General features: G+C 39.8%; 13 protein-coding genes and 1 pseudogene. 11 read left to right on the top strand and 3 right to left on the bottom strand.

From position 1 onward, the window contains the following. Positions 1-90: 90 nt before the first annotated feature. Both V7K48_RS20605 and V7K48_RS20610 read right to left on the bottom strand, forming a co-directional pair. Complete coding sequence (locus V7K48_RS20605; protein ID WP_335075070.1) at positions 91-1,188, bottom strand: restriction endonuclease subunit S; 1,098 nt, start codon at positions 1,186-1,188, stop codon at positions 91-93. A gap of 145 nt (positions 1,189-1,333) precedes the next feature. Continuing rightward, positions 1,334-1,540, bottom strand: a complete 207-nt coding sequence (locus tag V7K48_RS20610) for a type II toxin-antitoxin system ParD family antitoxin (RefSeq protein ID WP_335075071.1) — start codon at positions 1,538-1,540, stop codon at positions 1,334-1,336. A 76-nt stretch (positions 1,541-1,616) separates the two neighbouring features. On the opposite strand from V7K48_RS20610, the gene V7K48_RS20615 reads away from it, so the two are divergent. The 6 genes from V7K48_RS20615 (at position 1,617) to V7K48_RS20640 (ending at position 7,686) form a co-directional block, all read left to right on the top strand. Next, on the top strand, positions 1,617-1,808 hold the full coding sequence (locus V7K48_RS20615) for a hypothetical protein (RefSeq protein WP_335075072.1): 192 nt from the start codon (positions 1,617-1,619) through the stop codon (positions 1,806-1,808). A 730-nt stretch (positions 1,809-2,538) separates the two neighbouring features. After that, positions 2,539-4,074: an ArnT family glycosyltransferase gene (locus tag V7K48_RS20620; protein WP_335075117.1), complete on the top strand. Its 1,536-nt coding sequence runs from the start codon at positions 2,539-2,541 to the stop codon at positions 4,072-4,074. Positions 4,075-4,396: 322 nt separating this feature from the next. Then, positions 4,397-4,708, top strand: a complete 312-nt coding sequence (locus V7K48_RS20625; RefSeq protein WP_335075073.1) for a hypothetical protein — start codon at positions 4,397-4,399, stop codon at positions 4,706-4,708. 262 nt (positions 4,709-4,970) lie between these two features. Further along, positions 4,971-5,600 carry a COG4705 family protein gene (locus V7K48_RS20630; protein WP_335075074.1) on the top strand — a complete coding sequence of 210 codons (630 nt, stop codon included), beginning with the start codon at positions 4,971-4,973 and terminating at the stop codon, positions 5,598-5,600. Positions 5,601-5,751: 151 nt separating this feature from the next. After that, positions 5,752-6,426 (top strand): response regulator transcription factor, encoded by a 675-nt coding sequence (locus V7K48_RS20635; protein ID WP_335075075.1) that lies wholly within the window; start codon positions 5,752-5,754, stop codon positions 6,424-6,426. A 15-nt stretch (positions 6,427-6,441) separates the two neighbouring features. Next, entirely contained in the window at positions 6,442-7,686 is a 1,245-nt protein-coding gene (locus tag V7K48_RS20640) for a sensor histidine kinase (protein WP_335075076.1), read from the top strand. Here V7K48_RS20640 and V7K48_RS20645 read toward each other — a convergent pair. Continuing rightward, a pseudogene (locus tag V7K48_RS20645) lies at positions 7,683-8,126 on the bottom strand (DUF2127 domain-containing protein). The gene V7K48_RS20640 and the pseudogene V7K48_RS20645 overlap by 4 nt on opposite strands. A 176-nt stretch (positions 8,127-8,302) precedes the next feature. On the opposite strand from V7K48_RS20645, the gene V7K48_RS20650 reads away from it, so the two are divergent. The 5 genes from V7K48_RS20650 to V7K48_RS20670 all read left to right on the top strand — a co-directional run bounded on the left by V7K48_RS20650 (position 8,303) and on the right by V7K48_RS20670 (position 15,161). Further along, positions 8,303-8,536: a DUF2808 domain-containing protein gene (locus V7K48_RS20650; RefSeq protein ID WP_335075077.1), complete on the top strand. Its 234-nt coding sequence runs from the start codon at positions 8,303-8,305 to the stop codon at positions 8,534-8,536. A 301-nt stretch (positions 8,537-8,837) separates the two neighbouring features. Continuing rightward, a complete protein-coding gene (locus V7K48_RS20655; protein ID WP_335075078.1) occupies positions 8,838-9,311 on the top strand; it encodes a DUF2808 domain-containing protein in 474 nt (157 codons plus the stop codon). A 72-nt stretch (positions 9,312-9,383) separates the two neighbouring features. Next, positions 9,384-10,727: a TolC family protein gene (locus V7K48_RS20660; RefSeq protein ID WP_335075079.1), complete on the top strand. Its 1,344-nt coding sequence runs from the start codon at positions 9,384-9,386 to the stop codon at positions 10,725-10,727. After that, positions 10,708-12,123 carry an efflux RND transporter periplasmic adaptor subunit gene (locus V7K48_RS20665; RefSeq protein WP_335075080.1) on the top strand — a complete coding sequence of 472 codons (1,416 nt, stop codon included), beginning with the start codon at positions 10,708-10,710 and terminating at the stop codon, positions 12,121-12,123. The genes V7K48_RS20660 and V7K48_RS20665 overlap by 20 nt, the downstream gene beginning before the upstream one ends. Next, positions 12,120-15,161, top strand: coding sequence for an efflux RND transporter permease subunit (locus V7K48_RS20670; protein ID WP_335075081.1), 3,042 nt, complete (start codon positions 12,120-12,122; stop codon positions 15,159-15,161). The genes V7K48_RS20665 and V7K48_RS20670 overlap by 4 nt, the downstream gene beginning before the upstream one ends.

Consider the following 15,161-nt stretch of genomic DNA (forward strand, 5'->3'; position numbering starts at 1 on the left):
TAGATAATCATATTGGTGCTATTTGGTATTTTATTCATCATTATAATTCTTGTTATAGCGCCTAATTTTATTATCACTACATATTTACCACTACCGGCGGAGGTTGGAGTTTTTCTGGATAAGATTTAGAACTAAATCAAACATTGGAGACATCAAATGACCAAATGTATTAATTAATAGTATGTCTGGTTTGATAACTAGTAATCTGCGGAATGTATCTATGATAATTGCATCAAAAGTCGCACCACTAGCAGCTTTTTGCAAATGTTGCACATGATTTTTTATAGTTAGTAAAACAAAATACTGATTAATTTCATCTTTTCCTCTCAAAGCAAAGCATGATTGATTCATTGCCATATCTACTGCTGCCATTACTGCCTTACCTACAGTTCCTCTGGCAGTTATAAATACAATATTTTTTGGATAAAGTTTGCTATTGCATTTACTTAACCCGATTTCTGTAATACTTTTTTCTGTTTCTGTTACATAAAAATTATCTGGTGCATCTTTTGGTGTAAAAAATGGAATATTTCCATTCCAATATTCAAGAATCTTTGTCTTTGGAGTTCCACCACTTAAAATATCAGCAATATCTGTGAAGCTTGCTACCTCCCAACTTTCAGGGATTAACCCCAATTCAGAATCAACCATTTTGGTATGTTCATGACCAGGGAAGCGGAATTTGACAAACCACTCATGGTAGAGGGTTTCTGCCATTTCTTCTAATATTTTGATGTGTCTTGTGTTGTTTTCTATTAGGTCATCATACGCTGAGAGTATAGCAGCAATTTTCTTCTGCGTGGGGAGAGAAGGTATTTTGACAGGTAATAGATGTAATGCATTCCGATTTAATCCAGGTACTGCACCTGCGGTATTTTGATGAGCGAGATTTAATGTCTTTAAAAAGTAACTTATAAATTTATGATCATTATCTTTAAAGTTTTTGACATATAAAGTTGTGTTTAATGGCCAAAAGTCTTGGTCTATGTGAAAAACTTCTCCAAGGGTTCCGTATCTACCTGTTACAACTCCTGGAGCTTTTACTTTGGCAACGTTATGATAACCACTAATACCTGAGGATGAAACTACTGGAACCTTTCCATCTTGTCGCTTACTACTAGGTAAATCAAACCCTCTTTGAAGCGTTATAACATCACCTAATGTGCAATCTTTCCAATTAAAAACCATTCAACTTTTCTCTGTAACAGTTTTATATTTTTGTAGGGTGTGTTATGCCGCAGGCTAACGCACTATTCTATATTTTCGGTGCGTTAAAACTAAAGTTTATAACACACCCTACAATATTTAATTCCATGATTCATTATTTTTGACTTTATCGAGCTTTCCATAACTTTTCCTGTAATCTGGCAATTACTATCTCACCATCAATTACTTCACCTTGTTCGATTTGTTCAGTTCCCACAGCAATTTTTTGGCGTAATTCTTCAATTCGCCGTTCTCTTTCTTGAAGCAACTTAAAAGCTTCATTATCCGCTGCTTCCCATAAACGTTTCTCTAAATCAGTAATGTTAGCAGGCATAGACAGACATCAGATTACCAAATCTACTTATCATAGGATAGTTTGTGTGTTACCTACCACTCGGTGAGCTACCAAGTTGAGCAGAAACCAGCAAGATGATGGCACTTTAGACAGAAAATGGGCGATGTCTGGCGACAAGAAGCAGAGCTTCTACGCTTTTTTTGATTTAATGCAGAATTATATTCTGTGCGATGTCTACGACGGGCTAGCGCCTACGCAGGATGGAGAAATGCCAGAGTATGAGATGCGATCGCAGTTTCTGTTTTAGTAACTAAATATCAAGCATTTTCAGGGTATATTGCCAGTTTTTACAACAATTTCAATACATCACCCAGTTTTTAGGGGAATGAAAACTGCGATCGCTTATTCCCGGTACGATCGCCCTATATATTGTCACCCGTGCATTATTAAAGTTGTCGCTATGATTGCAGCCAAAACACCCACTCGCAGACACTGGGAACTGTTTGAGGTTTACAAAGTTAACAATTGATGACTCCCTTTCCCTGACTCTGGTAGGAAGTTGCAGAACCTTTGCGATCGCATTTGGGGCATTTAGGTTTACTCAAGTCTTCAGGTTGCTACTCCGGCAAAACTAGTTGGGAAGCAACTTCAAACCTTAACTGTTTTAGTCGAATAAGTTCAAGCACATTCATCATGGTTCTGCTCTGTAACAGAAGAGGTGTTTTGAAAAATGATGGATTCTATCTGACCATCACGGATGAAAATTTTATGTACTATGCGGCGATATATCTGAACCTTCTCATTGTTAGATAGCGATCGCAAACGGTGAAATACTCTCTGATACAGAACTCCAAAACACAAAATTATAAGAAAGTTTTCAGACAGAAACTACATCTTTTTTTGGTTGAACAATCCAATCTTTTCAAGTTCTTGACTTTTAATGTCTACTGTTGAATTACTAACTTGAATTGCAAAAGACTTTGGCTCATGAAAAATTACCCCAAAACCTTTTAAAACCACTACTCCTGATTTTAGATATGCATCTATTCCGAGAAAAAGAATGGTTATTTAGCTTGCTGGTAATATCTCTAGTTATATGGCTGATATTTCTAGGAAACTCCTCTTTGCGAGACTGGGATGAAGGTACTTACGCTCTAGTTGCTAGAGAAATTTACCGTACTGGAAACTGGCTTTATCCCACCCTTCAGAGAGAACCATTTTTGTTAAAACCGCCTTTGATGCAATGGTTAATTGCTTGCTGCTACCAACTAGGAGGAGTGCAAGAGTTAACTACACGCTTACCTGGTGCGGTTTTAACTGCTGTGGGAGTGCCTTTGCTTTATTTGGTGGGGCGTTTGGCTTTTAAGCAAAGTTTACCGGCTCTATTTGCTGCTTTAGTTTACTTGACAATGTTGCCTGTAGTGCGTCATGGACGATTAGCAATGTTAGATGGGATGACTATTTCTTTTTTCTTGCTGTTGTTGTTTTGTCTTTTGAAGGCACGTCATAATCGAAGATATGCTCTAGGGGTGGGATTTTGTCTGGGGTTAATTATTCTAACTAAGGGAATGATAGTTTTGCTGTTGGGGGCGATCACCTGTTTATTTCTGTTTGCAGATCGACAAGTAGCTTTGTTAAAAAATCCCTATTTATGGGTGGGGATTTTGTTAGGAAATACTCCAGCGATCGCTTGGTATACTGCTCAATTGCAACATTATGGCAATACTTTCTTAAAAGTGCATTTTCAAGCTCAAGCCTTTGACCGCTTAATACAACCTGTTGAAGGTCATAGCGGGCCTGTTTGGTACTATTTATTTGAATTACTCAAATATGGTTTTCCGTGGCTATTATTTTTACCTGGAGGGCTTTATCTAGCTTGGAAAAAACGTCATACTACTTGGGGTTCTTTAGTTCTGTTAGGTACAATTGTTTACTTAGGAACTATTTCTTTTATGAGAACTAAACTTCCGTGGTATATCATGCCTGTATATCCATTTTTAGCTTTGGCAATTGGTGCTAATTTGAGCGAAGTTTGGCAGAATTGTGATTTCCGAGTGCGAACTTGGACAATATTCCTGGCCATTATTGCTGTTGCAGGTTTAGGAGGTTGTGTTTACTTTCTTATTAAGAAAGAGCCTATTTTGATAGTCATGAGCTTTCTTTTAGCAATAAGTATGAGCATCGCAGCATGGCTAGTTAAACAGCGCGATCGCAAATTTATTCCAGTTTTATTTACAGGGATGTATTTAGTTTTAATTCTGCTGGTAAGTTCGCAATCTTGGATTTGGGAATTAAAAGAAACTTTTCCAGTCAAACCAGTTGCAGCATTAATTCGTCAACACGTCTTACCAGGAACAAAAATCTATAGCTCATTTGCTTATAATCGTCCTAGTTTAGATTTCTATAGCGATTGCAAAGTAATTTCTGCTTTTGTTGCTGTTTTAAAAGAACAATTTTATCATCAATCTTATTTATTATTAGATCGTCCGACTTTACAGCAAATAATTTTATCTGAATATAAGGTTCTAGGCACCGCTAATAACTTTACTCTAATATCACTATCAATCAAATAATACATGATACTGATTTTAGGTTGAAAAAGTAATGTTTGTAGCATCGCGGAAAATAAATTTCCTAAATAGGGATAAAGATGACGTGTAAGTAACGCTGCTTCGCTACCAAAAAAAGGGATGATAATGCAGTTAGCAATTAAAAACCATATTGTCCCGCTAATAATAGCGATCGTACCGTCTAAACAGTTTCTCTAGTGGGATTATTGATAGTCATTTAATTTATGTCAAATTTGGTTGAAATAGTTAGGAAAATCTTTTCCAGTTCTTAACTTTTAATGTCTACTGTTGAATTACTGACTTGAATTGCAAAAGACTTTGGCTTATGAAAAATTACCCCAAAACTATTCTGTCAACTATTGTTGTAAGCATTTTGGTATTTGGTGGTTATATCCAAACAACTTATGCCTATCAATTACCATCTCATCTTTTAGCTATACCAAAGTCTGCTAACGGTGTCCAAATTGCTGAAGTGGATAGCCCTCACGATCGTGATAGTAGTCATGAAGATGGCGATAGAGAAGCTAGTGATCTTAGAAGAGTGTCTGTGACAAGAACGCACAGAATAAATCAAACTAAGTATCCTTTGAAACATCATAGAAAATATCATTATGCAAGGAGGCAGCATACAAAGTAACTGCCTATGTGGGAATGGCACACAGGCTAGGCACAATTAACAAAGTTTGAGCAGTTGCTCATGGGGCTATTCTGCTGCTACAAATGAAGGTTTTGGTAGGGTCGGAACCAGTATCCTTTTTCTGTCTAGAATCGCTAGTCTGGTTATTTACTTAAGCCTTAAGCAGAAGAAACCAGCCTTACTGTCGATTTACTGATAATTCAGATTAGCGATCGCTAATCTGAATTATCATGACTTGCTATTTTTTTATTGTGGAAAAGAAATGAACAAAGTTGCAAAAGTTACAATTTTCTTCTGGATCATGAAGATTATCGCCACAACCCTCGGTGAGACGGTAGGTGACTTCATCTCAATGACTCTTGGGCTGGGGTATTACATAGGCTTTGCTATAACCTTTGCCATCCTGGCTATTCTCCTATTTTTTCAAATTCAATCCGACAGATATCGTCCAGTCCTTTACTGGGTGGCCATCATTGCGACAACTACAGCTGGAACCGAAGTTTCAGACTTGATGGATCGATCATTCGGGCTGGGCTACGCAGTTGGATCGCTTATCCTGGTAGCCGGTCTGTTGAGCGTTCTTGCCATCTGGTACTACCGGGATCGAGATTTGAGCGTTTATCCGATCGTGAGGAAAGACGCAGAGATCACTTATTGGCTGGCTGTCGTGTTCTCCAACAGTTTAGGAACGGCCTTTGGTGACTTTCTAACAAGCAACTTAGGACTGAGCTATATTCAGGGCGCATTTGTGACAGCTAGCGTCATTGGTGTTGTCATCGCCCTTCACTACTTAACAAAGTTGAACGATATCCTCCTATTCTGGCTCGCGTTCATCTTCACGCGTCCCTTCGGAGCCACCTTCGGAGATTTTCTCACTAAACCAGTCAAATGATGGCGGTCTATCACTGCCAAGGGAGTATGCTTCGGCGATCGCCTTTATCCTGCTGGCAGTTGTCCTATTCTTTTCCGTGCGAAAGGAGAAAAAAGCGCGTCACTCAATTGAGTAATGAGTTTAAGCAGATAGATGACCATAGTATAAAGATATGCGAATTTTAATAATTGAAGATGACGATCGCATCGCTAAACCCTTAGCCGAAGATTTAAAACACCAGCATCATGCTGTTGATATTGCTTGTGATGGGATTGAAGGTTGGGAATATGCCCAAGCAGGTAATTATGATTTAATTTTATTAGATTTAATGTTGCCGCGCTTAGATGGAATTACTCTATGTAAACGGTTACGTGCTGCTAAATGTAATACTTTCATTTTGATGTTGACAGCACGAGATACAACACCAGATAAAATAATTGGACTTGATGCTGGTGCAGATGATTATTTAGTTAAACCATTTGAACTAGAAGAATTAGCAGCACGAATTAGAGCTTTATGTCGGAGAAGCCCAGAAACTCATCAACTAATTTTAATTCACGGTGATTTACAATTAGACCCTAATAATTATCATGTAACTTATGCAAGTAAAGTTTTATCATTAACACATAAAGAATACATGATATTAGAATACTTTTTGAAAAATCCTACTCAAGTTTTAACTCGCTCGGCAATTTTAGATAAATTGTGGGAGTTTGATAAATTATCTGGGGAAGAAACCGTTAAAACTCACATAACAAATTTAAGAAAGAAACTCAAAGCGCTAGGAAGTTCAGAGGATTTTATTGAAACTATTTATGGTTTTGGTTATCGCCTGTGTCCTAAATAAATGCAAATTTAGCTGATGTTTGAAAAAATTCGCCGTCGTTTACTTTTATCTTATTTAATCGTTTTATCATTAATCTTAGGTGGATTTGCAATTGCTGTTCGGATTGTCTTTACCCATAGCCTCTATAAACAACAAACACAAAAACTTGCTGCATTAGCACAAGTTGGTGCTGCTAATGCCGAGTTTGATAACGGTAAACTTAGAATTGAAAATGACTTCCCTCAAGATAAAATGTTTAAAAATTATCAAGAATTAAACTGGTTTGATACTAAAGGTAATCTCATTGCAAAACAGGGACGAGATATATTAAAATTGCCTACTCATGTAAAAGAAGGAGAACAAATTAATCCAGTTGGTAAAAATCGTATTCAATCTGTTACTTTAGCCATTATTAATAGTGATGATAAACAGTTCATTGGATATGTAATAGCAAGTCAATCCCTAGAAGAATTCGATGAAACTTTAAATAAATTAGATTTGGGGTTAGGCGGTGGAATTGTTGTAGCTTTGATTATTAGTGGTGCAGGTGGAGTTTGGTTAACTCGTCAAGCGATGCAACCAATTGAAGAAAGCTTTGAACGGTTAAAACAGTTTACTGCTGACGCTTCCCATGAACTCCGCAGTCCTTTAATGGCGATTAAAAGTAATGCAGGGGTAGCACTTAAGTATCGAGAAGGAATGCGAGAAACTGACGCAGAAAAATTTCAGGCTATTTCTAGTGCTACTAACCAAATGACTCGACTTACAGAAGACTTACTATTTTTAGCTCGTCATGATAATATTCCTAACCACATTAAAGAAACTGTTAATCTTAGTTCAATTTTAAATAACTTAGTGCAATTATATCAGCCGCAAGCAGTGGCTAAAAAAATTCATCTGAAAAGTCAATTTAATGAAAAGCTTTATCTGTTAGGCGATCTGAATCAGATAACACGATTATTTAGTAACTTAATTCAAAACGCTATATATTACACACCGTCAAAAGGGATAATAGAAATCATAGCTAATCTTAGTGTTTCCCATTTAGTAGTTAATGTCCAAGATACGGGTGTAGGAATTGCACCAGGAGATTTAGAAAATATTTTCGAGCGTTTTTGGCGAGCAGATAAATCACGTTCTTATAATTCTGGTGGTTCTGGTTTGGGATTGGCTATTGCCCAAGCTATTGCTGAGAATCACGGAGGATTAATTACTGCCACAAGTCAATTGGGAATTGGTAGTTGTTTTACTGTGCGTTTACCAGTAGGTTCACTTAATTAATGCTTGTAAAATTTTCTTATTAAATACCACAATACAGCTATATTAACCATAAATACTAAAACTTTTAAAATTGTTACCCCTTTAATTAACTCAAATATTTCGGGAGGTATACTAATAGTAACTAATCCAATAACTAATATCTTTGCTCAAGTTTTTTCATACCACAAACCTACAGATTCGATTGCGGTTACTAAAGCATAAATTCCCACAGCTATGCCACTAAATTTTAATGTCGAACGTTTGAGATTGATAACTTTCTCTAATAGCCATTCAATAATCTCCAGTTTTCCTTCTAAAACATACGATTGGGAGAGTGTTACCAGAGTTTCGTAATTTTTCAGAGCTAAAAGTAAAACTAGAGATGTTGCAGCCAGTAGTAAAGCAACGAAGCCCTTATAAATGATGATTGCTACTAAACCAGGGGGATGCTTCTTTTTCATTTAAATCTTTGTAATTATTGATGATTTATATATTGGACAATAAAAGTTAATAACTTATACTAATTCTATGTGAATCTGGGCTTTATTCACTAGAACCAATACCCTGCGATCAGCCGCTTCTCTATGAGATGCTCCGCGAATGCGTCTACACAAATTGTTCCAGAGCATGTGTATTTTTGTGTAAGTCTTATAGCAACCGCACATTTACGGCTACTTTTTCTCAACCTGTAACTCCCGGTACTACACTGACAGTTTCTCTCAAAGGTATTGAAAATCCAGGTGAAGCACAGACTTTAGTATACTCTGTTTCTTTTAGAGGTGTTGGTATGACTACAGGCATACCACTTAGATCAGTAATAATTCAAACCTATGTTAGTAATCATCAACTATGGGCGGAATTAATAAACTAGACGAAAGATAACTGAGACAAGTATCAGGGTGAAAATAATATCAAGTGATCGCACAAGCACTGACTTGTCAGTTTGCGCGATCGCTTTTATAGTTCTGCCCTTCCATATAAATCCAAAGCCTGTAAACCTACGCTTAACAAATTCAGGTAAATCTTTTCGAGTTCTTTACTTTTATTGTATAAAGTGCAACTAATTACCAGAAATTACTGATTGATGTCAATAATATTGTACTAAATTTTCAAGCTCTTAACTTTTGTTATTTAGAGTAAATTTGCTCACTACCTTTTTCAGGAAGGTTAACATGAAAAAGCTAATTCATGCTGTTGCATTAACTTTAACAATTGCGTCTTTATCATCCGCTGCCTATGGCATAACTATAATGAAAAATAGCAGATTTCCTTACATTGTTGGAGCTGTGCAATTTCCTCAAAATAAGGCGAAAGTTGTCAGAGATTCTTTCCAGTTAAAAATTCCTCAAGATAGCAGAGCTTTATCCCAGATGACTATTGCTGTACCTCAAGGTTTAACTGTAAGGAATGACATCAACTTATCTGACCAGTCTGGTCAAAAAATTGCTGCCAATATTACTGTCAATGGCAGAACCATTACAATTGCTTTCCCTCAACAGGTAGCTCCTGGAACTGAACTCAACATTGATCTCAATCGTGTCTTAATCTCAGGAACTTCTAATTCTTGGCTCTATCCGGTTTCTGTCAGGCTTGTGGGGCTGAATGCAGATATCCCAGTGGGCGTATTTCGGCTACGAATTTACTAACGGGTGTTTTTGGTAAAAAGTTGAACATCAATTTTAGCCGTGATGGTTGTGATAACAGGAGTATGACTGCGGGTGTCACGTGTATTAGTATTGTCTTTATGCATAACAATTGAGTCGCTAGTATGTTTATCCGTTTCCTTGCCAGTTTTTGCTCAGATAGCTAGAGTATTAAACCTCACCTTGGAGACGGCAATAAATCAAGCTGAAGCAAATAATCCTCAATTGCTGGCAGCACAGCGCAGTATTTCTGTTGCTCAAACAGGAGTCGCCGTCGCCGGAGTTATACCAAATCCACGAGTAGCAATAGATATACCTTTTGGTCAAGCTGAAACTAAGCGTATTATTGGTATCGAGCAACTGATTGAACTGGGCGGTAAACGCGGAGCACGTCTAGCTTTAGCCAACTCCCAGGTGCAACAAGCCCAGTTACAGTTAGACTCTTTACGTTGGCAAATTCGTATTCAGCTACGTCAGGCTTATGCAGAGTTAGCGATCACTCAAGGAGCGCAGCAGAATACAGAACAATCTCTTGCTATTAACAAACAACTTGTTGATATTGCTAAGATACGTTTTCAAGCAAATGATGTGGCACAAGCAGATGTTGTCCAAGCTGAGTTTGCATTTACTCAAGCACAGCAAAAATTGGAACCAGCAATTAACCGCCTTCGTCAGGCTAGCATTCGTCTGAGTACGCTTTTGGGTCAACCTACTGACACAGTGATTAACTTAGTGGATGGCGAGGCGTTCCGATTTTCTGGGAAAGACTCACAGCAAGGATTGGCAACTTTAACAAAGCTTCGAGATTTAAGGGTGTTAAAAAAGTTAGCAAAAGCGTCACGATTAGATTTAGCTCTAGCTCAACAACAAATACAAGTTAATAATAAACAGATTCAAGTGGCTCACTCAGCCCGTATTCCAGATATCACCTTGGCAGCATCTTATGTTTGGGACCCTGGTTTAAGTACAGATGGTGCGCCACCTCCTACGACGACAACGGCTGTTATTTTGGGTGTGCGAGTGGATCTGCCTTTGCTCAATAGCGGAGGGAGTGGAGTTAGACAAGCTCGTGCTAATCTTTCTGTGGCCGAAGCACAGAACGCAGCTCTAGAATCACAAGTTGATTCTGAGGTGGCGATAGCCTACGAAAATATCGTGAGTACCCAACGAGTATTAGAACGCGATCGCACAGTTTTATTACCGCAAGCTCTAGAAGTTCTCAATTTATCCCGTAAAAGCTATGAGTATGGTCAAACTGGTTTGAGTGATGCTTTACTCACACAGCAGTCTGTGCAAGCTGTGTTTGATAACTTCTACACTGATATCCTCGCTTACCAGACGGCTTTAGGCGCACTAGAGCAAGCCGTTAATCTACCTCTGTCTGTGATTCAGAACACCGATGTCCTCAAAACACCTTAAACAAGCGGGGTGTTTGCCGGGGAAACTTCCCTTGCCAAACATCTTTACCACTATCTTGCTGATGCTGTTGCTAATTGGTTGTCAAGGGAAAGACCCAACAGCCACTGAAACCCCTCCTGTAGTATCCTTACCTGTTGTTGACGTGCAACGCCAGGATATACCTGTGGTAGTCAACATTCGCGGCACAGTTAGCGCTTCTCCTAATATGAGTGCTAAACTTAGCCCAGCTGTAGCCGGAAAACTTGTAGCCGTCACCGTAGTACCTGGTCAGCAGGTGGCTAAAGGGCAGATAATAGCTCGTCTGGATAATCGTCAAAGTCTCGATCAGGTAAACCAAGCAACAGCAGCGTTACGTTCAGCCCAAGCGGGTGTTGCTCAAGCACGCACGGCTTGGAAACTTGCACAGAAGAATTTAGAGCGATCGCGCCGCCTCTACAATGAAGCTCTTAATCCGACGCAAAAACTCACAGATCCCGGTATCCAAGGAGCAAGAGGAGGTGTTGCTCAAGCTCAAAGCAATCTCACTTTTGCCCAAAATAACTTACAACGACAACAAAAACTCTTTAAAGAAGGCATAACACCCAAAAAAGACTTGATTGCCGCCCAAAATCAAATCGAAACGGCTCAAGCTGCTTTGAGCACTGCCCAAGCAGCTGTACAACAAGTCGCGCCCGAAAAAGATGTGATTGCCGCTCAATCTCAATTGGAAACAGCCCAAGCTCAACTTGCTGCTGCAATTGCTCAAGAGAAACAGGTTAATGCTTCCCGCGAGCAAGCCCAAACTCAACTCAGCTTTACTGATCTCCGCAGCCCCATTGCTGGAGTTGTAGCTAACCGCTTTTTGAATATTGGTGATACCACTGACCCTACTATACCAGTCATTCAGGTCGTAAACTTATCAAAAGTGATAGTCAATGCCAATATCAGCGCCGACAAAAAAGCTAATGTTCGTGTTGGTCAAAGCGCCAAAATCCTCAGCTTAACCGACGGAAGCTATTCCAGTGTTGTCACGGCTGTTAATCCAATTGTCGATCCCCAGAGTAATACCCGGAATATCCAAATCCGCGTTGACAATTCTGGCGGGCGGTTAAAAGAAAACCAAATTGTCACTGTGTCTATTATTACAGATATTCATCAAGCAGCAATTACAGTGCCCCAAACAGCGTTGGTTTCAGACCCAGAAAATCCCAATGGACGGATGATTTATACCGTCAAAGCTGGGAAGTTGGAAAGAAAAAAAGTGCAAATTGGTATCCAGCATAATGATGTAACGAGTGGCGATCGCTTTGCTTCCCGCGTTGAGATTGTGTCAGGATTAATAGGTAATGAAAAAGTGGTAGCTAAAGGGGCTTACGGATTGGCAGATAGTACTCTTATACAAGAGGTGAAACAATGATTCGTTTTACCAAACTACTACAATCTCAAGCAAAAGCGATTTACCTAATATTTGTGTTCATGGCAATTTTAGGTATATTAGCTTACAGTAATCTGCCCAGTGGAGTGTATCCGGAATTATCCTTTCCTCGGATTGCCGTAATTGCTGAAGCTGGGAATGTTGCCCCAGAACAGGTAGTCCTCACCGTGACTCGCCCTTTAGAAGTAGCTGCTAACCAAGTTTATGGTGTCCAGAAGATACACTCAAAGACTGCCCGTGGCTCTACAGAACTCTCAATAGAGTTTCAGCCCACGACCGATATGCAGCAGGCTCTCCAACAATTGCAAGCCAAAATTAATCAAGTACGAAGTACCCTGCCAGCTGGCGTTAACCTTACGGTTGAGCGAGTTACCCCCGCAATTTTTCCGGTACTCAGCTACAACGTCACCACCGATACTTTAGCCCAAACAGATCTATACTCGATTACTCAGTATCAAATCTTGCCTTATTTAAGCAGAGTTGCAGGTGTTGCCCTTGTCAATCTTCAAGGCGGAAATATCCCGGAAGTGGAGGTGCAGATTGACCCGAATCGCTTGCAAAATTATGGTTTGAGTTTATCACAAGTTGCCGACACGATTGGGCGTTCAACTCAGAATCAAGCAGTAGGTAAACTAGATAGTAACTACCAGCAAAATTTAATAGTTACTAATGGTCAGCCAATAGACCCGTCTGCGCTCATAGGGATTGTGGTAACGACGAAAGGTGCTGGTAAACCTATATTTTTAGAGGATTTGGGACAAGTTTCTTTGGGTGAGGCTGACCGCACTCAAATTGTTAGTGCTAAGGGGAAACCAGGATTAACACTAAATATCTTCCGTCAACCGAATAGTAATGTTGTAGCTGTAGCTGAGGCAGTACAGCAGGAAATTAAATCGTTGGAAAAAAGCTTGCCGCCAGGAGTGCAAATCGTTAAAGCTTACGATGAATCCGGATTAGTTGTAGACGCGATCGCTAATGTCCGCGATTCTATTGCTATTGGTATTGTCCTGATTATCATTGTACTATACGTATTCTTACGAGAATGGCGCAGTACAGTAATTGCTGCCATCACTATTCCTCTGTCTGCACTTGCTGCCTTTGGGGTGTTATCCTTCGTTGGTCAAAGTCTGAATCTCATGTCTTTGGGAGGACTAGCGGTAGCGATCGGCTTGGTAATTGATGATGCGATTGTGGTAATTGAAAACATCGACCGCCAACTCCAAAAAAACTTGAACTCAACCGCAGCCGTAGCCGTAGCAATGGCTGAATTAACTGAACCCGTGATTAGTTCCACGATCACCACAGTAGCAGTGTTTCTGCCTTTGGGACTGTTATCAGGTGTTGTCGGACAGTTTTTTACTAGTTTGACCACTACCTTAACTGCTGCGGTTGGTTTCTCTCTACTGTTGGCGCTGACTCTCACTCCTCTACTGGCTGCAAGCTGGCTGCGGCGTCAATCAAATCACTCAGAACCCAAATTGTTAGTCAAGCTGGACAATGCTTATACACGGTTATTGCGTGTTGTGTTTGGGAAAGCGCGTTGGGTTGGTGCGATCGCACTGTCTTTACTAGCAGTAGGGGCAGTATTATTTACTCAGCTAGGTTCGGATTTTTTACCAACCTTTGATGAAGGCAGCTACATCATTGATTACCTCACACCGCCGGGAACATCCTTAACTGAAACGGACTTTCTCGCACGCCAATTGGAAGAAATTATCGGCAAAACTCCTGAAGTAACAAATTGGACGCGACGTACAGGTGCAGAAAATGGTTTATTTGCGACTCAGCCGAATAAAGGTGATATTATTGTCGTCCTCAAACCACTGGGGCAGCGTCAACGCCAAGTCTTTAATATTATCGAAGCTCAACGGGAAGATATTTCTAAAAAGTTACCCCAGTTAAATATTGACTTTCACCAAATCCTACAAGATGAACTTAACGACCTTTCTGGTGCGGCTAGTCCTGTAGAAGTGCGAATTTTTGGCGAAGAACCAGGTATTCTGCGTAAATTAGGAGAGCAAGTTCAAGCCCGTATTGATAATATTCCTGGTTTAGTAGACTTGGTGTCTAGTGGAGGAGTAATCTTACCACAATTAGATATGCACGTTGATTCCATACAAGCCGGACAGTTAGGATTGGCAGAATCAGAGGTTGCACAGCAAGTACAGGATGGCTTGTTTGGACGGGTAGCGACTCAGATTCGTCAGGGTGATAAGTTAGTAGATGTGCGGGTTCACCTTTTAGACAGTGTGCGTCGAGATCCGCAACAACTAGACCAAATCCCAATTGTCGGTACAAATGGCACTACATTACCGCTTTCTGCTGTAGCTAAGATTAAACCAACAACAGGCGAAGAAGCGATTCTGCGTGAGAATCAGCAGCGTTACGTTTCCTTTACAGGTGGTGTGGAAAAACGCGATCTCGGTTCGGTTGTCCAAGATATCAATAAAAAATTAGCCGGATTCAAGCTACCTCAAGGCTACATACTCTCAGTAGGTGGATTAATTGCTTCTCAGCAGCAGTCTTTCTCACAATTACTGATGGTCATGGGTTTAGGAGTATTGCTAGTCTATTTGGTGCTGGTTATACAGTTCCGTGACTTATTACAACCACTAGTAATTTTTACGACAATTCCTTTAGCGCTTTTAGGAGTAGTGCTGAGTTTGTGGGTTACTCAGACACCACTGAATGTTTCATCGTTTATGGGGATTATTTTGCTGGTGGGTTTAGTGGTAAAAAACGGAATTATTTTGTTGGAATATACCAACCGTTTGCGTTTAGAAGGTCATTCTGTAGAATCTGCTTTACTTGAAGCTGGTCGTGTCCGACTGCGACCAATTTTGATGACCACACTCTGTACTATTCTGGGTTTACTGCCTTTAGCTTTGGGTTTAGGTGCAGGGGCAGAATTACAAAAGCCGTTAGCGATCGCCGTTATCGGTGGGCTTTCACTCTCTACTATTTTTACTCTAATATTTGTCCCAGTTGTGTTCCGTATCGTTTCTCGATTTCAGGGTTAA

This window comes from Nostoc sp. (genome assembly GCF_036919615.1).
In the GTDB taxonomy this organism is placed as follows: domain Bacteria; phylum Cyanobacteriota; class Cyanobacteriia; order Cyanobacteriales; family Nostocaceae; genus Nostoc.

Coding starts and splice junctions, on each gene's coding strand:
- V7K48_RS20640 (WP_335075076.1), top strand. CDS start 6,442: ATGTTTGAAAAAATTCGCCGTCGTTTACTTTTATCTTATTTAATCGTT.
- V7K48_RS20620 (WP_335075117.1), top strand. CDS start 2,539: ATGCATCTATTCCGAGAAAAAGAATGGTTATTTAGCTTGCTGGTAATA.
- V7K48_RS20655 (WP_335075078.1), top strand. CDS start 8,838: ATGAAAAAGCTAATTCATGCTGTTGCATTAACTTTAACAATTGCGTCT.
- V7K48_RS20630 (WP_335075074.1), top strand. CDS start 4,971: ATGAACAAAGTTGCAAAAGTTACAATTTTCTTCTGGATCATGAAGATT.
- V7K48_RS20635 (WP_335075075.1), top strand. CDS start 5,752: ATGCGAATTTTAATAATTGAAGATGACGATCGCATCGCTAAACCCTTA.
- V7K48_RS20610 (WP_335075071.1), bottom strand. CDS start 1,540: ATGCCTGCTAACATTACTGATTTAGAGAAACGTTTATGGGAAGCAGCG.
- V7K48_RS20605 (WP_335075070.1), bottom strand. CDS start 1,188: ATGGTTTTTAATTGGAAAGATTGCACATTAGGTGATGTTATAACGCTT.
- V7K48_RS20670 (WP_335075081.1), top strand. CDS start 12,120: ATGATTCGTTTTACCAAACTACTACAATCTCAAGCAAAAGCGATTTAC.
- V7K48_RS20625 (WP_335075073.1), top strand. CDS start 4,397: ATGAAAAATTACCCCAAAACTATTCTGTCAACTATTGTTGTAAGCATT.
- V7K48_RS20665 (WP_335075080.1), top strand. CDS start 10,708: ATGTCCTCAAAACACCTTAAACAAGCGGGGTGTTTGCCGGGGAAACTT.